Below are 23605 nucleotides of genomic sequence, written 5' to 3'. Positions count from 1 at the left end.
GGTCCGCTCATGTTAAAAGATTATTCCTTTGACCAAACGGCCGTGCAGACGTTCGATGATCACGTCGCACTGGCCTTAAAAACCGAAGATCTACAAGTTTACTATGGCAGTAACCACGCCATGCACGACGCCAACCTGGCGTTTCCTAAGAACCAGATCACCGCGTTGATTGGGGCGTCGGGGTCCGGGAAATCGACCTATTTACGGTCGTTGAACCGGATGAACGACACCATCGCCACCGTGACCGGTAAAATTTGGTATCACGGGGTGGACATCAATCAGCCGGACGTCAACATTTACGAGATTCGGCGCCACATCGGCATGGTGTTCCAACGGCCGAATCCGTTTGCCAAGTCGATTCGTGAAAACATCATTTACGCGTTGCGGGCTACCGGCATCAAGGACAAAAGGGTACTCAACCAACGCGTAGAACAAAGCCTTAAGGGGGTGGCGTTGTGGGACGAGGTCAAGGACACCCTGGATAAGAGTGCGCTGGCGTTATCCGGGGGGCAGCAACAACGGCTGTGCATCGCCCGGTCGATTGCCATGGAACCGGACGTCCTGCTACTGGACGAACCCTGCAGTGCCCTGGACCCGATTTCCACGGTCAAGGTCGAAGAGACCTTACTGGAACTGCAGAAGAAATACACGATTATCATCGTGACGCACAACATGCAGCAGGCGGCTCGGATCAGTAGTCAGTGTGCCTTCTTCCATTTGGGCCACGTGATGGAATACGCCCCGACCGCCACCATGTTCAGTACGCCCAAGATTCAAGTCACCCAGGACTATGTGTCGGGTAGTTTTGGTTAAGTTAACGGTGGTTGGCGCATTAAAGGCCCCCAGGCCGCAGGAGATTTCCTGCTGGTTCGGGGGCCTTTTTAGCGGCTAATGGTGCATCTTAAATTCCAAGTAGCGGTCGTTATACGTTTGAACCACGCGTGGTGCCAAATTACGGTAGACCTGCAAGTGGCGTAGCGTTTTGTCGTCCGGATAGAATTGCCGGTCGTTGCGAACGCTGGCCGGTAACAGGGCCTTAGCCTTGGCGTTCGGCGTCGCGTAACCGATGTACTCGGCGTTTTGCGCCGCATTTTGGGGGCGACTCATGAAGTTGAGAAAGGCGTAGATGGCTTGGTAGTGTTGGGCGGTCTTGGGAATCACCAGGTTGTCGATCCATAGGTTACTGCCCTCGCTGGGAACCACGTAATGCAAGTGCTGGTTGTGGGCGAGCATTTCGGCGGCTTCTCCGGACCAATCCACCGCCACGGCGGCCTCGTCTTGGCTCATGTACATCTTGATCTCGTCGGCCACCACGGCCTTGACGTTAGGACTTAACTGGTCCAGCCGCTTGGTGGCGGCGAGGAGCGTCTGCGGGTTGGTGGTGTTCATCGAATGCCCCTGTTCGACCAGGGCCATCCCCAAGATGTCGCGGGCCGAATCGATCAGCATCAGTTGGTCGCGGTACTTGGGTGACCAGAGTTGCGACCAGTGGGTCAACGTCCCGGGCTTGACGAACCGGTCGTTGTACACGATACCCAGCGTCCCCCAGAAGTAGGGGAGCGAGTAGCGGTTGCCCCGATCGAACGATTGGTTCAAGAAGCGCGAATCGTAGTTCTGCATCCCGGTCAACCTGCTGTGATCCAGGGGTTGAAGCAGGTGGGCGGCTTTGAGCTTGCTGACCATGTATTCGCTGGGCACCGCCAGGTCGTAATGGGTGCCGCCCTGTTTGAGCTTGGTGTACATGGCCTCGTTGCTGTCGAAGGTTTCGACGTTGACGTGGTAACCGGTCTCGGCCTGGAATTTTTTGAGCAGAGCCGGGTCGAGGTAGTCTCCCCAGTTGTAGAGGTTCAGTACCTTGCCACTGGCGGCGCCGCTGGATTTCTGGAGTTGGGTACTGGCGTAAGCTAAGCCCCCACAAACCAGCAGTAGCAGGGCCACCAGACTAATCAAACGTTTCATTGGGCCACCTCCCGATTACGCTGTTTACGCGCGCGGCGTTTGCGACTATTCTGCTGTAGCAGGTAGTAACCGCCGACCAGCAGCAGGGAGAACAGCAGCATCACGCCAGACAACGCGTTGATTTCCAGGTTGATGCCTTGACGGGCCCGCGAGTAGATTTCCACGGACAGGGTGGAGAAGCCGTTTCCGGTAACGAAGAAGGTCACGGCGAAGTCGTCTAACGAGTAAGTCAGGGCCATGAAGAAGCCGGCCAGGATTCCCGGTGTGATGAACGGCAGGATGATCTTGGTCAGCAGCTGATGGGTGGTGGCGCCTAGGTCTTCGGCGGCACTCAGCAAACTGGGCGACATTTCGCGTAACCGGGGCAGGACCATCAGCACCACGATGGGAATCTCGAAGGCAATGTGACTCAGGAGGACCGAGCCAAAACCCAGGGGCATTTTCAAGGTGGTGAAGAAGATTAAAAAGCTGGCCCCGATGATGACGTCGGGGGACACCATCAAGATGTTGTTGAGACTGAGCAACACGTCGCGGGTGACCCGCTTGGACGTCCGCTGAATGCTCAGGGCCCCCAGGGTACCAACGGCCGTGGCAATCAACGCCGAGAGTAAAGCCACCAGTAGGGTGTCGGCCACGATGGCCAGCATCCGTGGATCGGCGAATAGGTCGCGGTAGTGTTGCCAGGTGAAGCCGTGGTAGTTGGTCATGGTATCGCCCTGGCTAAAGGAATACACGATCAAGTAAATGATGGGCACGTAGAGGATGACGAAGACCAGAATCAGGTACAGACGAGAAAGTTTTTTCATTTTTCCGCCCCCTTAGTGTGGTCGTTGGTCAGCTGCATCACGATGATCATGGCCACGATGAGGACCACGCCAATCGTCGAGCCCATCCCCCAGTTCATGGTGGTCAGGAAGTGTTCCTCGATGGCAGTCCCCAGGGTGATCACCTTGTTGCCGCCAATCAGGCGGGTCAACATGAAGAGGGATAGCGAGGGGATGAAAACGGCCTGGATACCGGCTTTGACGCCCGGTAACGTCAACGGAAAAATCACGTGGCGGAAGGTCTGCCAGTGGGTGGCACCCAGGTCGCGACTGGCGTTGACCAACGCCGGGTTCAGATCGACGAGCGCGTTGTAGATCGGCAGGATCATGAACGGAATCTGGATGTAGGTCGCTACGAAGATGAAGCTAGCGTTGGTGAATAGCAACTGGTGCGGTCCCACGCCGATGAAGCGCAGAAAGGTGTTGGCCAACCCGTCCTGACTAAAGAGACCAATGAACGCGTAGGCCTTCAATAAAATGTTGATCCAGGTCGGTAAAATCACCAGGAGCAACCAGAATTGACGGTGCTTCAGCTGATGCAACGCGTAAGCGGTCGGATAGCTGATCAGACCGGTGAACAGGGTGATCAAGAACGCGTACCACACGGAGTTGAGCGTCATCTTGAGGTACACCCCGGATTGAAAATAGTCAGCGTAGTTGGTGAACGTGAACTGGTGGTCCAGGTTAAAGCAGGATTGGTAAACAATCAAGGCAACGGGCGCGATGACGAATAGGCCCAACCACAGGCCGTAAGGGACGAAGTAGCCCCAGAAATTACGCTTGGTCATGGTTTTCCGTCCCTTCATAGGTTTCGAGGCGGGCGTCGAACTCGGCTTCCTTCTCGTGCAGCCGCATCACGTGCAGGTCGTCGGCCTGAAAGGTCAGGCCGACCCGCGCGCCGTCTTGGGCAGGTCGGACCGAGTGAATCAGCCAGTCGTGGCCGCGGTCGTCGGTAGCACTGATTTCGTAATAGTCCCCCCGGAAGAGCTGGGTGTCGATGGTCACACGTAGCTTGGCGTGGGCCAGGTCGGTCAGGGTGAGGTCCTCGGGACGCAGGACGATTTCGATGGGTTCGTGGTCGGGAATCCCGGCGTCGACACAGTCGAATTCGTGACCGTCGAAGCTGACCCGGTAGTCAGCGACCATCTTACCGGGTAAGATGTTACTTTCCCCGATAAAGTCGGCGACAAAGTGGTTGATCGGTTCGTCGTAAATATCGACGGGCGAGCCACTTTGCAGGACTTCACCGTGATTCATCACGAAGATCTCGTCGCTCATGGCGAGGGCCTCTTCTTGATCGTGGGTTACGAATAAAAAGGTGATCCCCAGGCGTTGCTGCAGGTCGCGCAGCTCGTATTGCATGGCCCGACGTAGCTTGGCGTCGAGTGCCGAGAGCGGTTCGTCGAGGAGCAACACTTTGGGTTGCATCACGATGGCCCGGGCGATGGCGATGCGCTGCTGTTGGCCCCCAGATAACGCGGTGATGTCGCGGGACCCGAAGTCGCTGAGTTGGACCATTTTAAGGGCTTGGGCGACCCGGTCGGCGATTTCGTCGACAGGGCGCTTTTTTAAGGTCAGTCCGAAGGCCACGTTTTCGGCCACGGTCATGTTGGGGAATAGCGCGTAATCTTGGAAGACCGTGTTGACGTTGCGGCGGTTAGCCGGCAGGTCATTGATCCGCTTGCCGGCGAATAAGACGTCCCCCGACGTAATCTGGTTGAAGCCGCCGATGGTGCGTAAAATAGTGGTCTTACCGCAGCCGGACGGTCCGAGTAAGGTGTAAAATTTTCCCGATTCTAGGGTGAGATTGATGTCGTTCAAGATGGTTTGCGACGCATATTTTTGAGTGACGTGTCGCAGTTCAATAATGGGTTGAGTCATGTCAAACCTCCCTTAATTAAGTGCACCGTCAGTGAGGTTAGTCCTGACAGTTCATCTGATTATAGCGGGTTTTTCTGAAAATGGATAGCTGAAAATAACGAAAGGTGCAATTTCTGAAAACGTGACTAAGACGCACGCGTTACGACCTGGTGACGCCCTGGTTATCGCGGAGTTGACATGACAATGTGACGTGGCACAAGGTTGGGCGTTGGCCTATAATTAAGCTCCAAAAGGAAGTGTTAACCACTATGACCATCAAGTTTCGCTTAGCGACCCCTGCGGATCTCCCCCGCATCGTGGCCATTTATAATGAAAGTATTCCCGGACGGTTAGCTACCGCCGATTTGACGCCCGTGAGTGTGGCGGACCGGCAAGCGTGGTTTGCCGCGTTTGACCCGGCCAGTCGGCCCATCTGGGTGTTCACGCAAGACTCGGCCATTGCCGGGTGGGTCAGTCTAGAATCGTTTTACGGGCGCCCCGCCTACTACCAGACCGCTGAAATCAGCCTTTACATCGCCAGCACCTCTCATCATCAAGGGCTCGGGCAACAGGCGTTGGACTTCGTGTTCGGTCAGCTGAAAACGCTGGGGATAAAGACCATCGTAGCCTACATCTTTAGTCATAATCAGCCTAGTCAGGGTCTTTTTCGCAAGAACGGGTTCAGCACCTGGGGGCACCTACCCGACGTGGCCGTGATGGACGGCCAGTTGCGCAGCTTGGATATTCTCGGCCGGCGGTTTCGTGAATAATCGTGTGCGTTAGCAGCCAACTGCGGGTTAAGCAACGGTCCGCAGTTTTTAGTGGACGCAGATTTAATCGGCGGGCGCACCGTGATTCGGTTAACGTTGACGGGGGCTGATCAACCTTTTACGCTAGGGCGTAAAGACCCTTTAGGAGGTTGTGGGATGCAAACCAGCGATATTCAATTGATACGGGCGTTCAACCGATTTTACACGCAACACTGGCAGTGGCTGACTCCGCCTCACGCCCCAAGCGGCTGCACCTTGTTCGAGGGGCGGGTACTGCTGGTGGTTCAACGTGGGGTGGTCCGAGCGGCCCAGTTGCAAACTACTTTGCAGGTCGACCGGGTCCCGTTGCGCCGAACCTTGAAAAAGTTAGAGCGGCAGGGATGGTTGCGGGGGATGCCGTTGGCCACGGACCGGCGGGGGCGGGTTTTATCGCTAACCGCTGCCGGGCAGACCGTTGTTGAAACGTTGAACTACCGGGCCGACCAGCAGGTGATTCGTTTATTGGGAGCGGCGTCACCCGAGCAAATTACGACGGTCATCCGGGCGCTCCAACAGATTCAGACCGTCTTTCAAGCGGTGGCCCCAAGGAGCGTAACACCGCAAGACGATTCCCGGTCTAACAACCTTGCCTAAAATTTTCATGAGAATTTTAGCGCTGAGGGGCGGCTGAGGCGCTTGCTGCGTGATTTTCGGCAAGTTCAGTGCGATTCCCGGTCATCACTGCCTCACCAGCCGCTGAGAATTTTCTCAGGCAGGCGGGACTAAACGCGGGTATACTCGGTCTTAACAGACAGGAGATGGCTAAGATGATTCACCAACAAACGCTAACCGCGACGCAACTTGACCCCTACGAAACCTACCAGGAATGCACGATTACGGCACCCAGCTTGCCCAGTAAGGTGAGTGACGTGACCCTTGAAAACTGTACGTTGACGGGTACCTGGAGTCAGAGCGAGTGGCTCGACTGTACCTTTCAGAACCTAAACCTGGCCAATCAGGACTGGAACCAAGCGGTGCTCTATCGTTGCCGGTTTCAGGGCTGTAACCTCCTGGGGACCAACTTCAGTAATGGTGTCTGGAAGACCGTTCAATTGACCGATTGCCGCGCGGACTACGCCAACTGGAGTGGGGCGCAGCTGACGGTCTGCGCCGCCCAAACCACGAGTCTGCGCGAAGCCTATTTTCGGGATGTGACCTTTAAACGGGGCTTCGTGGCCACTCAGTGTGACCTCGACCAGGCCAGCTTCTGGGAAAGTCCGTTAGCCGGCGTGGACTTAGCCACCAGCACCTTTGACCAGCTTGAGGTGACTCCCGAAGCGAAATACCTGCGCGGATTGGTCTTGAACGCCTTGCAGGCCGCCACGGTGTTGAGCTTGTTCGGTGTTCGACTTAAGTAGGCGTTGATTCCGGTCACCCGGCAGCTTCTGCGCGTATAATGACCCCTGCCAAACGGAAATGGAGACAGGGGGCACTCATGATGGAAATCGGACCAATCTCGGAATGGGTTGCGGCGATTGCCGAAATTTTAGCGGTCGTGGTGGCGCTGTTTCTCCCGTACTATACGGCCTATAAGGCTAAAAAACACCAGCAACGGAACCTCCGGCTGGTGTTACAGAAGCTAGTCCAAGCGGCGGTGGCCGACGAACCGGACAGCGTCAAAACCTTGGATATTTTCTTGAAGATCTCGTTTCTGGGAAATAGTGACCCGGCCAACGACAATCTTTTGTTGGTGGGTAACCAGGTCCTAGCGCTGTTGAAGGACTCGGCCATTAGCGACCCGGTCAAGCAAGACCGAATCAACGACCTGCTGGGACAGGTGCAGCCAAGCTTAGAAAATTAGTTGATTGGATAGTCTTAAACTGGATCATCTCGATGATAGAGGTGGTCCAGTTTTTTTAGTGGTGCTGATGAAAGGGCGTTAAACCAAGTGGTGAGTCCTTTTTCAGTGCGTTCTCTAGTCACTGCGGTAGAATAAAAAGTAACGAACATTGGGAGGTGGCGTCATGACGCCAGCAAAATTTAGTACCGGTAAGGTGCAGGTCAACAAAACCGTCGCGGAGCTCCGCGAGATGGGCAAGGCGGCGCGCAATCAGGTGCCGTTCGAACGCCTCGGGGAATTTACCCCCACGGGACGCGATAGTCGGGTCATGATGGACCGGGTACGCCAACTATTGATTCCGGAACTCTTACCGGAACGGACGCAACGCATGGGGGTCTCGGCGTTTTCCTTTTTCCGGGGGACCGCCGAATTGATGGAAGCCGACCTGGCACAACAGCCCAACTCGGGCATTCTGACGTTTACCTGTGGGGACGCGCACATCGGGAATTTTGGGTTCTATGCGTCACCGGAACGCCGCTTGTTGTTTGACCTGAACGACTTCGACGAGGCGGGGATCAATCCCTGGGAGTGGGATTTGAAACGCCTGCTGGTCAGCGTCTTGTTAGCGGCGCAGGCTAACGGCGTCAAGGACAAGAAGATTCGCGACTTCCTGCCGGCGGTGGTGGCCAGCTACCGTAAGAGCATTAAGCAGATGTTTGAGTTAACCACGCTGAACCGGTTCTACCCGGCTAACGACGTGGAAAAGATTATTCAGGCCAGTGCATTGGATGAGGATAGTTCCAAACTGCTGATGAACCTGATCAACCACGCCAACAAGCACGACTCCGAACAAGTTGTCCGCAAATTCACCACGCTGGACGTTCGGGGTGGCCTGTGTTTCCGGGAAAACGCGCCGCGGACCACGCACGTCGACGATGACTTTACCACCCACGTGGCGGACTACTTCGCGGCTTACCGTCAGACGCTGCGCCCGGACGTGAACCTATTATTGTCGCAGTACCACATTACCGACGTGGTTCGGCACAGCGTCGGGGTCGGGAGTTTCGGGTCGCGTTGTTACTTGATTCTCTTGACCAGTATCGACGGCTCGCACCTGGTCTTGCAGGTCAAAGAAGCCTTGCCGACGCGGCGCCGTGGGAGCCAACAGGGAACTCACATCACGGCCGAATTCGAACAAACCGAAGGCCAACGGATCGTGGATTCCCAGAAGATTCTCCAGTCGGCGTCCGATGTCTTCTTGGGGTACTTCGCCGGCAACGAGCGGAGCTTCTACGTCCGACAGTTCCGGGATATGAAGGAATCGGTGGACCTCACGCAACTCGATTGGGACCAATTCCGGACCTACGCCAACACCTGCGCCTGGACGCTGGCCATGGCACACGCGGCCAGTCCCACGGCGGGGATGATCCGCGGCTACGTGGGCAACAACGGCAAGACCTTCGACAATCAGCTGGCGACGTTTGCTTGGCTGTACGCCGACCAGGTCCAAACCGACTATCAAGAATTTTGTGAGTACCGGCTGGGGGCGACAGCCTAGCTGGTAAACGGCTCTCGAAAAATCATTGTGATTTTGCGGGGGCCGTTTTTAACGCCATTTGAATCACCGCCAGGAACATGCTATTCTGGGACTATTCGAGTCAAAAGGAGTGACGTTAATGAGTGCGGTCAACGGTCTGACGCTGTCCCAACTGAACTAGGGCGCGACAATGGACAGACTTCGTTCTCCATTGTCGGGTACCATCAAGGAGAACTATGGATAAAACAATTGAAGAAACACTACAACTAGATACGATTTTAGACGCGGCTGCGCAACTGACCCACAGCGATTACGCCGCCGACCAACTCCGTCAAACGCCGGTCCAGACCGACCTTAGCGCGGTTCGGCGCGAACTGGCGTTGACCCACGAGGCCCACCAGCTGTTGAGTCAAGACGTGATGCTGACGTTCTTTGACCTGGACCAACTCACGGTGATCCACACCAAGTTGGACCAGGGACGCTTGCTGACGGTCGACCAATTGAAGGCCGTTTTGGCGGCGCTGGTTAACTGGCAACGACTCAGCATCGTTTTGCGCCAACACACCACCGAGATTCCGCAACTGATGGCGTTATTGGCCAAGCAGCCGCCACTGACCGGCCTCCGCGACCGGTTAGACGATGTGCTGGACCTCAACGGGATTCGCGACAACGCAACCCCCGAGTTGGCCCAACTGCGCAAGGATAAGGACAAACAGTCTCGCCAGATTCAACAACAGCTCAGCCAATTCACGGCCAAACACTCCCACGAGATGCAGGGCAAGCAGCTGATTCGTCGCGACGGTCACTACTGTGTGCAGCTGAAGGCGACCTACAAGCACAAATTCAAGGGGACGGTCATGGGCCAATCGGCCACCGGCTCCACGGTCTATTTCGAACCGGGAACGGTCACCAAGACCGGTTTGGCGCTCGCCGCCACGTTAGGCGCGGAAGACGCCGAGGTGTACCAGATTTTGGCCACCATGACCGGCGACATCGAGGAACACTGGGCGGATCTGGAAAAGCAGATCGACTTATTGAGTCAACTCGACCAGATCTTCGCCCGGGGGCAGTACGGCCTGGAACATCAGGCTATCTTGCCGAAGCTAAACGGGCAACAGGCGCTGCACATCGTCAATGGGCGCCACCCGTTATTGGGTGAAAAGGCGGTCCCGTTGAACGTGACGCTGACGGCCGACCAAAGCCTGATGATCACCGGGGCCAACTCCGGTGGGAAGACGGTGGTGCTGAAAACCATCGCGTTATTCTCGATGATGGTCAAGCTCGGGCTGGAGATTCCGGCCGACGAGGGCACCAACCTGGCCGTCTTTGACCAAGTCATGATCGACATCGGGGACCAACAGAACATGGCGGCCCAGCTGAGTACCTTCTCGGGGGAAATGACCACGCTGGTGAATATCACCAACGATTTGCGGCCTAACGCGCTGATTTTACTCGATGAAATCGGCAGTGGGACCGACCCGGAAGAGGGGACGGCGCTAGGCATCGCCATCATCCAATACCTGATTGACCAAGGCGCCAAGCTGGTGGTCACGACTCACTACACGGGCATCAAGAACTATGCGGTGGCCCAACCCCACTTTGTGACCGGAGCGATGGCCTTCGACCGCCAAACGTTGCGGCCGGAATACCGCCTGTTGCTGAATCAGGTCGGGGCCAGTGAAGCCATGTGGCTGGCCGAACGGATTGGGTTGAAGCCGGAGATTCTGGCGTTAGCCAAGGAACAACTAAAAGATAAGCGTCATGAAGACCTGTAATTAAAAAGACTGGCCGCTTTCCCGGATGGGAGAGCGGCCAGTCTTTTGACCAGCAGCAATCTAAGTGTGAAACTGGGGGGATGCTAATGGATTTAACCGAGCGAAGAAATGGCATCAGCCAGGGCATCAAAGAGGTTATTAGAAGCCTCGTAAGCATCCTGGTCATTTGAGGAATTCATCGCATCGACGTAACTGCCATAAATGGCAGCTAGTTTAGAATTTGTGATGGAATTGAAGCGGCCTTGGAAGTGTTTGTAGAATTTACCAGCGGCGGCATGATCGGCTGTTGTGCGGTTATTATTCGTTGACCAAGAAACGATATCACTGAGCCCGTTGTAGGCATGTTGTGGGGTGATATCCGAAAAATCACCGAGTAAGTCGTTTTGAGAGTCTTGGGACATTGTCCGCACAATGCTTAGAACTGCCTTGATATCCTTCTTTTGTTGTGCGTAGGAACGTTTCTTTTGCAGGTTACCCCGCCAAGCCCATCCCTTCACGGAACCGGACTTATTTTTGACATAGTAATAGATGGCTTTTTTACCATTAGTCTTTTTGACGTTAGCCGACTTGTATGTATAGAGCGTCGTTTTGAGTAAGTGCCGACTGCTAGTTGCCTTCTTGGTCAACTTGGCATTCTTGTACAGGTAACCGCCGTTAATGTTATAGGCCTGCTTTTTAATGGCCGTTGTCTTTAATACCTTAGCGGCTCGTACTTTAGCTTGAGCGGTTGTCGGTTGATTGTTGGCCAAAATACCCAGACCCACCGACGTGGTGAGTAAAGTGGTTGCCAGTAAAACAGGCTCTATACTTTTTCCTGTTGATGAACTACCAATGTGGTAATCTATTAACAGGATTTTTTTGAAAAAAAAAGAGGCCCACAGGTCCCCACACACAAAAAAATCCACCCACTACAGCATCATCAAAGGATGTGAGAAACCATGAACCCTATAGATAATAATATAAAATTTTCACTCAGTATTAAAGACCCAAATGTTATTTTTTTCAGTTATAAGCATCAATTCATAAAATCAAAACCTGCTAAAGTCTATGTTGCCAATGTAAAAGCCACTTATACAAGGTGTCCTCAATGTGGTTTTGAAAACTTTAGTCATAACGGACACTATGTGTCACGCGTTTCATATCCGTCGGCCAACGCTAGTGAGCCCGTCTATCTTGAACTTCATAAAGAACGATTAATCTGTAAAAATTGTGGAAACTCGGTAATGGCAACAACAGACCTCGTCAATAAGTATTGTAATATTTCCAAAGCTACCAGACAAAAAATATTCATGCATCTTCAGGATGATCGTACTCAGACTAGTATTGCTTTAGATAATAGTGTTTCTCCCAGTACCGTTTGTCGCTATTTAGACAACTATGATGATCTATTTCGGAGAAATTATCATTCTTTACCTGAGCACTTATCTATGGATGAATTTCGTGGTGTTGGCGGCGATTTCCACTTTCTTTGTATTAACGGTGATGGTGATCATGAAATTCAACAGATCCTACCGGATCGCTTTAAACAAACTATTATTGATTACTTTAATAAGTTTGACAGCACCGCTAGAAAGCAAGTAAAGACAGTTTCTCTGGACCTTAATAGTTACTATCAAGATATCGCCAGATTGGTATTTCCAAATGCCAAAATAATTGTCGATCGTTTTCATATTGTTGCGATGATGACTAGATCTTTTAACCAAAGTCGCGTTCAAATTATGAAAGAATACAAGAAACAATCCAAGGAATATCGGATGCTTAAATTCTCCTGGAAACTTTATTTAAAACACTTCGATGAGCTTGAGATTAAAAAAACATTTTTCGATCGACACCTTAGGAAACAAGTAACTCAACTCGAAAGAGTTCAGTTAGGTCTAGATGTTGATGAAAGACTGTTAAATACTTATAACGCCATGCAAGGCATTATGATATGTCTTAAAAATCACGACAAAGATGGTCTTGTTCAATATTTATATAACAACGATAAGCTTAGCTCGCAAATGAAAGATGTTTTAACCACATTTAAAAAGAATCTTGAAATAGTCCTCAATGCCAGTGAATCAAAGTATTCTAATGGTCCAATTGAAGGGATCAATAGAATGATTAAGCAAATTCAAAGAACTGCCTTCGGTTTCCGAAATTATCACCACTTAGTTTCAAGAGTTAAATTACAACAAATGAGAACCAAACCAAACAAAAAGACACTGTTAGAAGTTGCATAACTTCTAACAGTGTCCCAAATTCATCTATCAACAGGATTTGACAAAGAGCCGTAAAACACGAGATTTTTGCATAATTAATCTATCCTCCAAATGTTTGATTATAGTTATTGTTGCACAAAAAACAGGTTTATTAAACGTTAAATTAACATTTTGAATAAGATAATTTAAGAATAATGGGAGTGAAGGGTAATTTAAAACTCATTCGCAAAATTGGGCGAGTTAAACTAAAGGCAAAGGGAGTGAGCACGGTGATGATCAAGATGTGTCAGCCCCAGACCGGGGAGGTGAAGCAATGTAAAATGGGCGTGAGTTGGACCGCTCTATTTTTCGGTTGCCTGGTCCCGCTGATTCGCCGCGACTGGCCGTGGGGTATCAGTATGTTGGTAACGCAAGTGGTGTTGCTGCCCCGGAGTCTGGTGGCGGGATTGATGGTCAACGTGGTGATGTTTAGTCTCTATAACAAGTATTATTTACAGGCTCTCAAGAACAAAGGGTACGTGCCTGTGGAAGCAACCATGGAGTAGGATTGAGCTTGTGAGCGAATAAACAGGCCACCCGGTGGGGGTGACCTGTTTGAAATAGCTATTGTAGTCCCTGAATATAGGTCTTAGCTTTTTGTTCATCGAATGCAGATTGCCCATCCTGGCTACCCTGTAGGGAATAGGCATAGGATTCCGCAATGTTACCAAGGTTGGCGTAGAATTGTTTACTACCGACGTTGACCGTGATGCGGAAGGTTCCAGCGTCACCATTGGTATTATCGTAAGCTTGGAAAACGTGTCCCAGCGACATCTTGAGCCGATACATCTTTTTCCCAGCTAGGTTAACTTTCTTGGTGCCGAAATCTTTCAAGGGTTTTGCTAGGTAATAGGTGTAAACGGATTTGCCCCGGGTAAACTTTTTGATTTTAATCGATTGCGAAAGTTTCGTATAATTTGGCGTTCCCATTTTAGTGGCGTAGTTGTGATAGTAATTGAGATAATTGTCTGCCGTGACCGTTATAAAACCATTGTTGTTTTTATCCTGATCAAAATAAGATTGTGCGTTTTTCTGGTAAAGGTCTGGCAAGTTAGAGTAGGCACCGTAAGCAAACGCTGTCTTGGAAGTGTGCTTAGTTAAAAATGCGGTTTGCGCCGACTGGCTTAGTTTGGTCATCGACACTGCCGATTGCCATTTAGAGCCAATGGTGCGGAAAACCTTTTTCTGATTTTTCTTGGAGAGCGTCGTTGTCTTAACGTTGGCAACGCCCCAGGTATTTATGTTACCAATGACCACCGAATGCTTACCAAGTGTAACGCCATGAGTTCGGTTCTGATTGCCAACGGTTAACTTGTTGCCGATTGTAAACACATCGGGTTCAAAGGGCTTAACTACACTACTACTCATATTGTGGCGAGTTAACTTGGTCAGGTTGCGCATTCCCACTTTGTCGAATTCACGGTCGATCTTTTGACTAGTCTCAGTCGTCTTTTGGTCAAGCTTGGCATAACTAGCTAACCGGGCTTCTTGACTCTTACTCATAGCGCTTGCCGTTGTCCCCGCGGTAAGGCCAATTCCTGCTACTACCCCAATCAGCATGAGAGCAATGGCGTATTTGTGTGTTAACTTGTTCATGTAGTTACCCCCTAAGATATGTATGATACACAAGTAGTGTAACGCTGCTGAGCGTAAATTAAAAACCATCCCCTGAATAGGAAAGATGGTTAGCTGTTGGGGTGTAGGGGAGAGTATCTATGTGAAAAATAAAGACTGCTAGCCGTTAAGTTAACAGTTAAATATCTCTATCACCGCTGGTTGTTCTATTGTTATGTGAATGCCATTTAATACCAGTAGAATGACATAATTTATCGCAATATATTTTTGTACTTATAATATATATTACAACAATGTGTGAAAAATCCTAAGGAATTAACTCGAAATCAAAGATTACTAGCGGTCAGAGTAACAAAATTGGTGTTAGTGTGTCAAGATGTTAATGGCTTAAGTTAAAGGCGTTGCTACAGCGTTGGGCAGAGGAATAATTAATTAGAGAGATGGGTCAAGATTAACTTGAAAGTCAAATAAGGCTCACCAACAATCGACGTTGGTGAGCTAAGTAGTCCATTGATTATAGTAACGCGGCCGAGAGACACAGGCCGAAGAAGCAAACTTCAAGTAGCAGAACGGATAATACCCCGCCATCGGCGTAGAGGCCATTGAAAATAATACCACAGAGGGTCTTGATTAAGCCGTAACCTAAAACGACGAGCAAGAGAAGCAGAGAAGCAGATTTAAACGGAGCCGTGACGTCCATGGTAGCAGCAATGTTCATTAAGACTAAGCCGAATGCACTGATAAGCGCCCAAAAATAGATATTTTTAGTCGTTGGGTGACTAATTTTTTTCATTTACACCATCTCCTCGGAATAACTTGAGTATAGACGTTAAAAACTAGATAATCAATGGGGTGGAATGTTTATTCTAAAGTATAAATATGGTTGATAAATAATGCTGGTAGCGTTTGCCTAAAATTAAGATTACCGATTAACTTTTTGGTGGAAAGTGCTATAATTAAACACGTAAGTTTTTGGGTCCTTAGCTCAGTTGGGAGAGCGCCTGCTTCGCATGCAGGAGGTCGTCGGTTCAAATCCGGTAGGATCCATTTTTGTGTATCTAGGGGTAGAGATAAGTGGTGAAAACACTGCTATTACAGCATTCATGATTTTGGTTGTTTCAATGGGTAAGTATAAAAAGTAATCATTTGATTACCTTTTGCAGAATAAAAAAACATGCTCGGCAGGGCGATGAAACTGTTAGCTGAAATAGCTAGCAGTTTTTATTTTGCTCTCAGATAAAAAATGGCCGTCAAACCAGTAGGGCTTACCTGGTTTGAGGGCCATTTTAGTAATTAGTGACGGCTACTGCGGTGCGTCCCGCTGCCGTGATCCTTGACCACGTGGCGCTTGAATTTAGGGCCGGTGGCGTCGGGAACGAATTTGAAATGCCGCAGGCGGCCGGCGTACGGTTGGCCGCTATAGCGAATTTGAATCCAGCCCTGCATCGCGCGGGCCATGCTTTGCGCGGCCGCGACCAAATCGTCGCGGTGTTCGGCGCGCGCGGCGTCCTGGAGATCACCGGTCAGACGGTCGATCAACTTACGGTGATAGTCCAGGAGTTCCTGGGTGAACGGGGCGTTGCGGTAACTGTTAAATAATTTTTGGACTTCGGTCAGGGCGTCCGTCACGTTTGACGGTTGGTAATAACGTTCTTTTTCCGCCATGTCAAGACTCCTTTCTAATGACGCTGGAAGAGATGTTGCCAGATACTATGACTATCGGTCTGCAGCATCAGGTGTTGGTATTTGCGGCCGATGTATCCGGCCAGCGCGGCCACCGTCAAGAGGGCTAACCCCAGCGAGAGCCACTGGGTGCCCAGACTGACGGTGCCGTTGATGATTCGCATCGGCATGAAGTACGACGACAGAAATGGCACGTAGGACATGATTTTGACCGGCAGGGCGTCCAGGTTGTTCTGGAAGGGGAAGGTGGCGAAGAAGCCGACCATTCCCAGCATGACCACCGGTTGGGCGGCCTTGGAGGCGTCCTCGGCTTTGGCGACCACGGCCCCACTGTAGGCGGCGACTAGGGTGAACAGCACCACGCCGACCAAGAGGTACAGCAGGTTGAGGTTCAAGAGGTTGTGCAGGATCGCCGTGACCAGGGCGTGGTACTGGGTCCACATCGCGTGCAAATGCGGGCGACTCAGCGCCCAACTGTAGATGGCCCAACCACCCAGGAGATAAATGGCAATCTGGGTGAGAATTACCAGCAAGATCCCACAAATCTTACCCACGAAGTAACTGACCGCGGTGGTGCTGGAAAAGATGATCTCCATGATCTTGGTGCCCTTATCGGAGGCAATTTCCTGGGCGGTGATCGAGGCGTAGGTCACCAGGATGATGTAGATCATGGTGACAATCAGCCAAAACGAAATGGTCTTGGCCAGGTTAGCCGTCCCGGTGCTGGCCGCGATGTGCTGGGTCAGCTTGGGCGTGCGTTGGAGCAGCCGTTGTTGCTTGGCCGTTAACTTGGCCTGTTGATAATTGGTGACCTGCTGGGTCTGGGCCAGGTAGTTTTGGACCTGGGCCTTGAGTCCCTTGCCTAGGGCTTTGGGCCCATGGTAGTCGGCGCGTAGTTGGTGGTCGGTCTGGCGCAAAACCAGGTAGCCGGCCAGGTGATTTTGGTGCAGGGCCTTTTTGGCGGCGGTCACCGTGGTGATTTGCTGATCGATGTTCGAGGGGTTCTCGGCGATAAAGTTTTGCCGGAGCGCCGGCGTTTCGGCGATGACCGCGATGTTTTGGCTGCTGGCGTTACTGCGGCTGCTGACGTAGGTGATTCCCACGGTCAGTCCCAGCATCAGAAACGGGCCTAAGACCATGAAGAAGAAACTCCAGGACTTGACCTGACGCAGATAGGTCTCACAGGTGACAATCCAGGTTTTAAGCATGGGTTTCACCCACTTTCAAGCGGAAAATCTCGTCGAGTGTCGGCGGTTGTTGGTTGAACTCCTCGATGTAGTGGCCCTGGGTCAGTTCTTGGAAAATGGCGGGACCGGCCTGCGCAGCGGTCAGGTGCAGGCGGTATTGCCCCGGTTGTCGGACCGTGACGCTGGCCACACCGGGCAGGGCGGCCAAACGGTCGGTCGACCAGTCGGTGGTCACGAACAATTCGGTCTTGCCGAACTGGTTACGAACGTCCTGCAAGGTGCCATGGAGGACCACGTTACCGGTGCGCAGCATCACCAGCTGGTCGCAAAGTTCCGTGACGTTTTCCATGTCGTGACTGGAGAAGATGATGGCCGCGCCGCGTTGCTTGGCATCGAGGATGGCGCGTTTCAACAGGTCGGCATTGACCGGGTCCAGGCCACTGAAGGGCTCGTCGAGGATCAAGAGGTCGGGACGGTGAATCAGGGTGCAGATCAACTGGACCTTTTGCTGGTTCCCCTTGGACAGTGCGCCAATCTTACTCTTGCGCGTGCCCTTGACGGCAAAGCGCGTTAACCAATCGTCGATCTGGGGTCGAATGTCGCGGGCCTTTTGCCCTTTCAAGCGGGCCAAGTAGACGATTTGTTGTTCGATGGTCAGCTTGGTCATCAGGCTGCGTTCCTCGGGGAGGTAGCCGATGTGGTTGAAGTCTTGGGGGGTGAAGGCGTGCCCCTGCCAGGTAATCTGGCCGTCATAGGTGATGAAGTTCAGGATACTGTGAAAGGTGGTCGATTTGCCGGCCCCATTTTGACCAATCAGGCCGAGAATCTGCCCGTTGGCCACGTCGAAACTGACGTCGTTTAACGCCAGCACGTCGTCGAAGCGTTTACGAATGTGTTGAATACTTAACATGGCGGAACTCCCTTGATTTAGAAGTTGAACGCGGCGAACACGCACCGCCGTTCAGTGAGGGAAGCCGGGCAAGACGCCGCGACTCGTAGTCCTATTATACGTGAGTTGGGGAACAGAAAAAAGCCGTTAGCCAGCAAGGTTTGGCTAACGACTCCCTTAAGTGATGGTTAGTGTTTGGGTTGCGCGTCGCTGTTGACCTGCGCTTGGGCAGGGTGCGGGACGCGACTCGGCCGCATGTTGAAGATGACGTTTAAGATGACCGCGGAGAAACTGCCGATGACCACCCCGTTGTTGACGATGATCTGAATGGCTTGAGGCAGGTCTTGGAAGATTTGGGGGTAGACGGTCACGCCTAACCCTAAGCCGATGGAAATCGCGGAAACCAGCAGGTTGTTGTTATCCTTGAAGTTCACCTGTTGGAGCATCCGGATACCCTGGACCCCAACCATGCCGAACATCACGATCATGGCGCCACCCAAGACGGGGGCGGGAATGACCGTGGCCAACGCGCCGACTTTGGGCAACAGACCTAAGAGTAATAGGAAGGCTGCCGAGAAATAAATCGGCTTGCGAGTCTTGACGCCGGAGAGTTGGACGACCCCGACGTTTTCGGAGAAGGTCGAATACGGGAAGGTGTTGAACAACCCTCCCAAGATTACGGCGATCCCTTCGGCACGGTAACCACGCTTGAGGTCGGCTTCTTCGATCTTCCGGCCGGTGATTTCACCTAAGGCGAAGAAGACCCCGGTGGACTCGACCATGGTGGTCAGCGACACCAGAATCATGGTTAGAATCGACGACCACTCGAACTTGGGCGTCCCGAAGTAGAAGAATTGGGGCAGGTGGAACCAACTAGCCTGGCCCACGGGGCTTAAGGAGACCATCCCCAGCCAACTCGCCACGACGGTTCCCAGTAAGATGCCTAACAGGATGGATAGGGACTTAAGAAAGCCCTTGGCAAAGGCATTGAGACCTAAGATTACGGCGATGGTGAAGAAGCCCACGGCTAAGAATTTCAAATCGCCGAAGTTCTTCGCGGTTACGTCGCCACCCCCGAGGTCTTGGAAACCCACGGGAATCAGGGTGAACCCGATGATGGTGATCAACGATCCGGTCACTACGGGCGGGAAGAGGTGCTTAATCTTCGAGAACCACCCGGCACTCAGGAACACGAAGATCCCGGCCCCGATGATGGCCCCGTACATGGTGCCAATCCCGTAGCTTTTCCCGATGGCGGTCAAAGGGGTCACGGCTTGGACCGCACATCCTAGGACCACGGGGAGCGCAATCCCGGTCAGTCGGGTGCGCTTGAGTTGTAGGAGAGTGGCAATCCCACACATAAAAATGTCCGCGCTGATCAGGTAAGCCATCTGAACGGCGTTAAAGTGTAACGCGCCCCCAATTAACAGGGGAACCAGGACGTCACCGGAATACATGGCTAAGAGGTGCTGAAACCCAAGGATGGCGGCTTGCCACGTGGACAAGGATTGCCCTTTGTTCGGGTTTTTAGTCGATTGGGGTGTTCGTGCTGGTGTTGCGGACTTTGCGGATTGCAAAAAAATCTTCCTCCTTACGGTAACTGACTACTGACAAGGCGGGGACTTTAATGAAAACAAAAAAGACCCTCTTTGCAAAAAGAGCGTCTTGAAAACTCAGCCGATGAACTCTTTTCATCGGCAAAAAGAGTTCGGGGGCCTCAATTTGCTTATAGTCTAGAATTTACGGTTCTAGGTAGAAACTCGCCAACCTTATCATGGCATTATATAGGCAATTACAATTATAGTTTGTTTGGAATACTGCTTACTTTAGCACGAAAGAATGAAAAATACAACGGGCATTTTCACTTTTTTACCTTCCGCCAGAGGTGACGAAAACTATCGCCAAACCACTTTAACAGGGGCCCCCAGTCGGCGAGACCGCCGGATGAACTATACTTCTTAGGGTGAACAACGGGACCAGGACGATAATAATCATTCGACTTTTTTGGATCTTGAGCCATCGGTGTCAACTCCCTTCACGTCTATCCTTAAATTTTAACGCAAATGGGGTACAATATGGGTACTTATTTATGCGGGAAGGGAAGATCACACAATTATGAAGAAGATTTTAGCCATTCACACCGGCGGGACGATTTCGATGTCGCAAAACGACCAGGGGGAGATCGTGCCCAACGCCCAGAATCCCATTGCTCACCCAACTCAGGTGCTGGATGATCAGGTGCAAGTGATTACCGATGACCTGTTCAATTTGCCGTCGCCGCACATGACACCAGTCCAGATGCTGACCATTCAGCAGCGAATTGCTCAGGCCATTGCGGAAGGCCTCGACGGTGTGGTGGTCACTCACGGAACCGACACCTTGGAAGAGACAGCTTATTTCTTGGATTTAACGGTACCGGATACGATTCCGGTGGTGGTGACTGGGGCGATGCGTTCCTCTAACGAAATTGGCGCTGACGGGTTGCATAACTTTCGGTCGGCCATTCAGGTGGCGGCCGCCGATGCCTCACGGGGCAAAGGGGTTTTGGTCGTGATGAATGATGAGATTCACACGGCTCGTTACGTCACCAAGACGCACACCACGAACGTTGCGACGTTTAAGACGCCCGCCTTTGGCCCGATTGGTTTGGTGACGAAGGGCCAACCAACCTACTTTCAGGAGCTGATTCAGCAAACCGTCTGTGATCTGGACCACGTGGTCGACCACGTATACCTACTGAAGGCCTTTGCGGGGATGGACGGAACGTTCTTTGACGCCCTCAATAACGATCAGACGGCCGGCCTGGTCGTTGAAGGCTTAGGCGCGGGGAATTTACCTCCTCAGACGTTACCGGCCGTACAACGGCTGTTAGACCGGCAAATTCCAATTGTGTTGGTATCAAGGTGTTACAATGGCGTCGCCACGGATATCTACGATTATCCAGGCGGCGGCATCGAACTACGTAAGATGGGACTTATCCTGTGTCAGGGACTCAACGGACAGAAAGCACGCATCAAGCTCTTAGTGGGTCTCAGTGCCGGGTTATCGGCCACCGCTTTACGGCAATTCATGCGGACAGCCGTATCTTAAACGATTGGCCCGTCCCTTGGCGAGCTATTTAAGGGCATATATGGTAGAATTTTCAAAATGGTAAAAATAAAAAGGGGGCCGTTCAATGAATTCCATTGTTAATGATTTAAATCGGGCGCTGGCCCAACGGCTCTTGGTTAACGTGTATCAGGCCAATCAAGACGTTGTTTATACGGGGTACGTGACTACGGTTGGTCAAACCGGCATGGTGTTGGCCACTTACGACGATTACGGGTTACCCGATGGAGCCGTCTTTTTGGCGTTAGACGTGATTGATGAGGTTGAATTTTCCAGCGATGATCTGGACAACATGGCCTTTCGGATGCAGATTGCTCAAGAGGAGCGTTTTGTACAGGCGGGCGGTCTGACCATGCGCTTCGACGGTCAGCGCGATTTACGCCGGCAAATCCTGAGCCATGCCTGGGTCGATCACTTGGTTGTGATGCTGGTCTTGGCGAACGATCCGCACTTTTACGAGGGCCTGGTGACCCACGTGGGCAGCGACACGGTGACCGTACAGATTTTAAATAAATTTGATTATACGGACCAGCCACGCCGTGAGATTAATCCCGACCAGATTGAAGTGATTGAGTTCCAGGGCCAGGAGCTATCGTTACAAAGTTTAGCGGCTCCTCGGTTACAGCAATTAACGCACGTCGAGACCGAGCGGGTGACGGCACCCACACAATTGCGGGATACCTTAGCGCGCTTAGTCGATCAGGACGCCCTGGTGGCTTTAGTGCCGGCTCACGACCGAGAACTCTTTTTTGTGGGGCGGGTCAACACGTTAACCCGTAACGCCGTCATTCTCAGTCTGGTGGACATGACCGGACAATTCGGAGGCTACACAGTGATGCGCTTAAGCGAGCTGCACGCCATCGTGTTACAATCCGACTATTTACAAACCATGCGGCTATTTACGTTATTGAACCGCGCCAATCGTCACCGTATTCAGCCGGTATTAAACGACGAACGGCTCTTCGATGCGACGGTTGACCAATTTGGTGCCCGACTGACCCAGGCGGCGGCGTTCCACACCGTGATTCGCGTGAAGCTGCATTCTGGCCAAAGCCTGCTGGGTTATCCTAGCCAAGTGGGGGCCAAGCGGTTTATCTTTCATCAAGTTGAGGACGGCCAGCTGGACCAAGTTGGCAAGATTTATCAGGTGGCCGACGTTGACGAATTAGCCTTTGGTTACCTCGATGCTTATCTGACCGAACGCCAATTAAAGGTTGAGGGCGATTTGTAGCTTAAAGGAGTGACTGATATGCACTGGAAAACCTGGCCCCGTTGGCTACGGGACACCTGTTCCGTGGTGGGCGCAATGGCCATTTTGTTGATTGGTTACGACCTGTTTTTGGCAACTAAAGTCGTGTGGTGGCAGGTGCCACTACAGATCATCGTGGCTTTCGGGGCTGTGGGGTTGTGGAGCTACTATAGCTATCGTCGTCAGGCTAAACGGCGAGCGGCGGAGCAACAGCAGGCCATAGTCGCGCAACAACGAGCGGAACGGTTAGCGGCACAACGGCAGGCCGCCGCAAGACAAGCGGCCGCCACGCAGCAGCGTAATCGGCAACGAAATCAACAACGACAGCAGCGCCGTTCAAAAGAAGGGAACCAGCATGACAGTTAGCTTACAATTTTGTCCCCACTGTGGGACGCGGGTGACGGCTCACGAGACGACCTGTCCGCAGTGTCACACGGATCTTCAGGCGTTTAGGGGAACGGATAAGACCGCAGAGACGTCCCCAAAGTTGAATCTGAATGCGTTATATGCGAATCCTTATAAGGAGGGCATGAAGCGTTTAAAGCAGCGTGATGGCGCCCCAACGGCGACTAAACCGCGTCGTTGGTGGTGGCCGTGGTCAAAGGAGTGAAATGATGGCAAAGTTTCAAGTGATTCAAGGCGACATTACGCACAGCCACGTTGATGCCATCGTTAACGCCGCCAACACCACGCTGTTAGGCGGGGGCGGCGTCGACGGAGCTATCCATCGCGCGGCGGGGCCCGAGCTCTTTGCGGCCTGTGTGCCCCTCAACGGCTGTGCAACCGGCGAGGCCAAGATCACGCCCGGTTTTCGGTTACCGGCGAAGTGGGTTATTCATACGCCTGGTCCGGTGTGGCACGGTGGCACGCGGGGCGAAGCACGCTTACTGGCCAATTCGTATCGGCACAGTTTGGCGTTGGCCGCCCAACAAGGCTGCCGCAGTGTGGACTTCCCGTCAATCAGTACGGGGGTCTACGGTTACCCGCTAGATGCGGCGGCCCGGGTGGCCACGCACACGATTGCTACTTGGTTGGCCGTCCATCCAGACGTGACGGTGCGGTTGGTGGCATTTGATGTCTCAACGGCGCAGGCGTATCAACGGGCTTGGGCCGCCCAAACAACACATTAA

At 52.4% G+C, this 23605-nt stretch carries 25 protein-coding genes, 1 tRNA gene and 1 riboswitch; of the genes, 15 read left to right on the top strand and 11 right to left on the bottom strand.

The window, feature by feature from the left end; all coding sequences use genetic code 11:
- The first annotated feature begins 9 nt into the window (after nt 1-9).
- Nucleotides 10-813 carry a phosphate ABC transporter ATP-binding protein PstB gene (gene pstB, locus RI501_RS10550; RefSeq protein WP_313822395.1) on the top strand — a complete coding sequence of 268 codons (804 nt, stop codon included), beginning with the start codon at nt 10-12 and terminating at the stop codon, nt 811-813.
- Between the two features lie 75 nt (nt 814-888).
- Here the strand turns inward: pstB and RI501_RS10545 are convergent, their stop codons facing one another.
- The 4 genes from RI501_RS10545 to RI501_RS10530 are packed head-to-tail and all read right to left on the bottom strand — an operon-like array spanning nt 889 to nt 4664.
- A complete protein-coding gene (locus RI501_RS10545) occupies nt 889-1959 on the bottom strand; it encodes an ABC transporter substrate-binding protein (RefSeq protein WP_313822393.1) in 1071 nt (356 codons plus the stop codon).
- On the bottom strand, nt 1956-2765 hold the full coding sequence (locus RI501_RS10540) for an ABC transporter permease (RefSeq protein ID WP_313822391.1): 810 nt from the start codon (nt 2763-2765) through the stop codon (nt 1956-1958). The genes RI501_RS10545 and RI501_RS10540 overlap by 4 nt, the downstream gene beginning before the upstream one ends.
- The gene (locus tag RI501_RS10535) at nt 2762-3571 is read right to left on the bottom strand and encodes an ABC transporter permease (RefSeq protein ID WP_396442524.1); all 810 of its coding nucleotides are present in this window, start codon (nt 3569-3571) and stop codon (nt 2762-2764) included. Before RI501_RS10535 ends, RI501_RS10540 begins: the two co-directional genes overlap by 4 nt.
- The gene (locus tag RI501_RS10530; protein ID WP_313822387.1) at nt 3558-4664 is read right to left on the bottom strand and encodes an ABC transporter ATP-binding protein; all 1107 of its coding nucleotides are present in this window, start codon (nt 4662-4664) and stop codon (nt 3558-3560) included. Before RI501_RS10530 ends, RI501_RS10535 begins: the two co-directional genes overlap by 14 nt.
- A 248-nt stretch (nt 4665-4912) precedes the next feature.
- On the opposite strand from RI501_RS10530, the gene RI501_RS10525 reads away from it, so the two are divergent.
- The 6 genes from RI501_RS10525 (at nt 4913) to RI501_RS10500 (ending at nt 10544) form a co-directional block, all read left to right on the top strand.
- Nucleotides 4913-5413 carry a GNAT family N-acetyltransferase gene (locus RI501_RS10525; RefSeq protein ID WP_313822385.1) on the top strand — a complete coding sequence of 167 codons (501 nt, stop codon included), beginning with the start codon at nt 4913-4915 and terminating at the stop codon, nt 5411-5413.
- 156 nt (nt 5414-5569) lie between these two features.
- Complete coding sequence (locus RI501_RS10520) at nt 5570-6046, top strand: MarR family winged helix-turn-helix transcriptional regulator (protein WP_313822383.1); 477 nt, start codon at nt 5570-5572, stop codon at nt 6044-6046.
- 173 nt (nt 6047-6219) lie between these two features.
- Nucleotides 6220-6810: a pentapeptide repeat-containing protein gene (locus RI501_RS10515; protein WP_313822381.1), complete on the top strand. Its 591-nt coding sequence runs from the start codon at nt 6220-6222 to the stop codon at nt 6808-6810.
- 80 nt (nt 6811-6890) lie between these two features.
- Nucleotides 6891-7253, top strand: coding sequence for a hypothetical protein (locus tag RI501_RS10510; protein ID WP_313822379.1), 363 nt, complete (start codon nt 6891-6893; stop codon nt 7251-7253).
- A gap of 163 nt (nt 7254-7416) precedes the next feature.
- Nucleotides 7417-8790 (top strand): DUF2252 domain-containing protein, encoded by a 1374-nt coding sequence (locus tag RI501_RS10505; protein ID WP_313822377.1) that lies wholly within the window; start codon nt 7417-7419, stop codon nt 8788-8790.
- Nucleotides 8791-9005: 215 nt separating this feature from the next.
- Nucleotides 9006-10544: an endonuclease MutS2 gene (locus RI501_RS10500; RefSeq protein WP_313822376.1), complete on the top strand. Its 1539-nt coding sequence runs from the start codon at nt 9006-9008 to the stop codon at nt 10542-10544.
- Between the two features lie 92 nt (nt 10545-10636).
- On the opposite strand, the gene RI501_RS10495 is transcribed toward RI501_RS10500, so the two are convergent.
- Nucleotides 10637-11293, bottom strand: coding sequence for a hypothetical protein (locus tag RI501_RS10495; protein ID WP_313822374.1), 657 nt, complete (start codon nt 11291-11293; stop codon nt 10637-10639).
- 189 nt (nt 11294-11482) lie between these two features.
- Here RI501_RS10495 and RI501_RS10490 point away from each other — a divergent pair, with 189 nt between their 5' ends.
- Complete coding sequence (locus RI501_RS10490) at nt 11483-12766, top strand: ISL3 family transposase (RefSeq protein ID WP_010620868.1); 1284 nt, start codon at nt 11483-11485, stop codon at nt 12764-12766.
- 248 nt (nt 12767-13014) lie between these two features.
- The gene (locus RI501_RS10485) at nt 13015-13290 is read left to right on the top strand and encodes a DUF2628 domain-containing protein (protein ID WP_313822369.1); all 276 of its coding nucleotides are present in this window, start codon (nt 13015-13017) and stop codon (nt 13288-13290) included.
- A 58-nt stretch (nt 13291-13348) separates the two neighbouring features.
- On the opposite strand, the gene RI501_RS10480 is transcribed toward RI501_RS10485, so the two are convergent.
- Both RI501_RS10480 and RI501_RS10475 read right to left on the bottom strand, forming a co-directional pair.
- Nucleotides 13349-14380 carry a hypothetical protein gene (locus RI501_RS10480; protein WP_313822367.1) on the bottom strand — a complete coding sequence of 344 codons (1032 nt, stop codon included), beginning with the start codon at nt 14378-14380 and terminating at the stop codon, nt 13349-13351.
- Nucleotides 14381-14873: 493 nt separating this feature from the next.
- Entirely contained in the window at nt 14874-15152 is a 279-nt protein-coding gene (locus RI501_RS10475) for a hypothetical protein (RefSeq protein ID WP_313822365.1), read from the bottom strand.
- A 181-nt stretch (nt 15153-15333) separates the two neighbouring features.
- Here RI501_RS10475 and RI501_RS10470 point away from each other — a divergent pair.
- Nucleotides 15334-15406: transfer RNA gene (locus tag RI501_RS10470), tRNA-Ala, on the top strand.
- Between the two features lie 246 nt (nt 15407-15652).
- Here the strand turns inward: RI501_RS10470 and RI501_RS10465 are convergent.
- The 4 genes from RI501_RS10465 to RI501_RS10450 form a co-directional block, all read right to left on the bottom strand.
- Nucleotides 15653-16024, bottom strand: a complete 372-nt coding sequence (locus RI501_RS10465) for a hypothetical protein (protein WP_313822363.1) — start codon at nt 16022-16024, stop codon at nt 15653-15655.
- Nucleotides 16025-16038: 14 nt separating this feature from the next.
- A complete protein-coding gene (locus tag RI501_RS10460; RefSeq protein ID WP_313822361.1) occupies nt 16039-17250 on the bottom strand; it encodes an ABC transporter permease in 1212 nt (403 codons plus the stop codon).
- Nucleotides 17243-18139: an ABC transporter ATP-binding protein gene (locus tag RI501_RS10455; protein ID WP_313822359.1), complete on the bottom strand. Its 897-nt coding sequence runs from the start codon at nt 18137-18139 to the stop codon at nt 17243-17245. The genes RI501_RS10460 and RI501_RS10455 overlap by 8 nt, the downstream gene beginning before the upstream one ends.
- Nucleotides 18140-18306: 167 nt before the next feature.
- Nucleotides 18307-19623 (bottom strand): nucleobase:cation symporter-2 family protein, encoded by a 1317-nt coding sequence (locus tag RI501_RS10450; protein ID WP_313823221.1) that lies wholly within the window; start codon nt 19621-19623, stop codon nt 18307-18309.
- Between the two features lie 204 nt (nt 19624-19827).
- Nucleotides 19828-19926: riboswitch (purine riboswitch) on the bottom strand.
- A gap of 307 nt (nt 19927-20233) precedes the next feature.
- On the opposite strand from RI501_RS10450, the gene RI501_RS10445 reads away from it, so the two are divergent.
- From RI501_RS10445 to RI501_RS10425, 5 genes are all read left to right on the top strand, one after another.
- Nucleotides 20234-21208 (top strand): asparaginase, encoded by a 975-nt coding sequence (locus tag RI501_RS10445; RefSeq protein ID WP_313822358.1) that lies wholly within the window; start codon nt 20234-20236, stop codon nt 21206-21208.
- Between the two features lie 85 nt (nt 21209-21293).
- The gene (locus tag RI501_RS10440; RefSeq protein ID WP_313822357.1) at nt 21294-22457 is read left to right on the top strand and encodes a hypothetical protein; all 1164 of its coding nucleotides are present in this window, start codon (nt 21294-21296) and stop codon (nt 22455-22457) included.
- Between the two features lie 18 nt (nt 22458-22475).
- Complete coding sequence (locus RI501_RS10435) at nt 22476-22841, top strand: hypothetical protein (RefSeq protein ID WP_313822355.1); 366 nt, start codon at nt 22476-22478, stop codon at nt 22839-22841.
- Nucleotides 22831-23085 carry a zinc ribbon domain-containing protein gene (locus RI501_RS10430; RefSeq protein WP_313822353.1) on the top strand — a complete coding sequence of 85 codons (255 nt, stop codon included), beginning with the start codon at nt 22831-22833 and terminating at the stop codon, nt 23083-23085. The genes RI501_RS10435 and RI501_RS10430 overlap by 11 nt, the downstream gene beginning before the upstream one ends.
- Before the next feature lie 4 nt (nt 23086-23089).
- Nucleotides 23090-23605, top strand: coding sequence for an O-acetyl-ADP-ribose deacetylase (locus tag RI501_RS10425; RefSeq protein ID WP_313822351.1), 516 nt, complete (start codon nt 23090-23092; stop codon nt 23603-23605).

Origin of the sequence: Levilactobacillus zymae (assembly GCF_032190635.1) — a bacterium.
Classification (GTDB): domain Bacteria; phylum Bacillota; class Bacilli; order Lactobacillales; family Lactobacillaceae; genus Levilactobacillus; species Levilactobacillus zymae_A.
The sequence above is the reverse complement of the archived record's forward strand: the minus strand, read 5'-3'. Positions and strand labels throughout refer to the sequence as shown.

Coding starts and splice junctions, on each gene's coding strand:
- pstB (WP_313822395.1), top strand. CDS start 10: ATGTTAAAAGATTATTCCTTTGACCAAACGGCCGTGCAGACGTTCGAT.
- RI501_RS10545 (WP_313822393.1), bottom strand. CDS start 1,959: ATGAAACGTTTGATTAGTCTGGTGGCCCTGCTACTGCTGGTTTGTGGG.
- RI501_RS10540 (WP_313822391.1), bottom strand. CDS start 2,765: ATGAAAAAACTTTCTCGTCTGTACCTGATTCTGGTCTTCGTCATCCTC.
- RI501_RS10535 (WP_396442524.1), bottom strand. CDS start 3,571: ATGACCAAGCGTAATTTCTGGGGCTACTTCGTCCCTTACGGCCTGTGG.
- RI501_RS10530 (WP_313822387.1), bottom strand. CDS start 4,664: ATGACTCAACCCATTATTGAACTGCGACACGTCACTCAAAAATATGCG.
- RI501_RS10525 (WP_313822385.1), top strand. CDS start 4,913: ATGACCATCAAGTTTCGCTTAGCGACCCCTGCGGATCTCCCCCGCATC.
- RI501_RS10520 (WP_313822383.1), top strand. CDS start 5,570: ATGCAAACCAGCGATATTCAATTGATACGGGCGTTCAACCGATTTTAC.
- RI501_RS10515 (WP_313822381.1), top strand. CDS start 6,220: ATGATTCACCAACAAACGCTAACCGCGACGCAACTTGACCCCTACGAA.
- RI501_RS10510 (WP_313822379.1), top strand. CDS start 6,891: ATGGAAATCGGACCAATCTCGGAATGGGTTGCGGCGATTGCCGAAATT.
- RI501_RS10505 (WP_313822377.1), top strand. CDS start 7,417: ATGACGCCAGCAAAATTTAGTACCGGTAAGGTGCAGGTCAACAAAACC.
- RI501_RS10500 (WP_313822376.1), top strand. CDS start 9,006: ATGGATAAAACAATTGAAGAAACACTACAACTAGATACGATTTTAGAC.
- RI501_RS10490 (WP_010620868.1), top strand. CDS start 11,483: ATGAACCCTATAGATAATAATATAAAATTTTCACTCAGTATTAAAGAC.
- RI501_RS10480 (WP_313822367.1), bottom strand. CDS start 14,380: ATGAACAAGTTAACACACAAATACGCCATTGCTCTCATGCTGATTGGG.
- RI501_RS10475 (WP_313822365.1), bottom strand. CDS start 15,152: ATGAAAAAAATTAGTCACCCAACGACTAAAAATATCTATTTTTGGGCG.
- RI501_RS10465 (WP_313822363.1), bottom strand. CDS start 16,024: ATGGCGGAAAAAGAACGTTATTACCAACCGTCAAACGTGACGGACGCC.
- RI501_RS10460 (WP_313822361.1), bottom strand. CDS start 17,250: ATGCTTAAAACCTGGATTGTCACCTGTGAGACCTATCTGCGTCAGGTC.
- RI501_RS10455 (WP_313822359.1), bottom strand. CDS start 18,139: ATGTTAAGTATTCAACACATTCGTAAACGCTTCGACGACGTGCTGGCG.
- RI501_RS10445 (WP_313822358.1), top strand. CDS start 20,234: ATGAAGAAGATTTTAGCCATTCACACCGGCGGGACGATTTCGATGTCG.
- RI501_RS10440 (WP_313822357.1), top strand. CDS start 21,294: ATGAATTCCATTGTTAATGATTTAAATCGGGCGCTGGCCCAACGGCTC.
- RI501_RS10435 (WP_313822355.1), top strand. CDS start 22,476: ATGCACTGGAAAACCTGGCCCCGTTGGCTACGGGACACCTGTTCCGTG.
- RI501_RS10430 (WP_313822353.1), top strand. CDS start 22,831: ATGACAGTTAGCTTACAATTTTGTCCCCACTGTGGGACGCGGGTGACG.
- RI501_RS10425 (WP_313822351.1), top strand. CDS start 23,090: ATGGCAAAGTTTCAAGTGATTCAAGGCGACATTACGCACAGCCACGTT.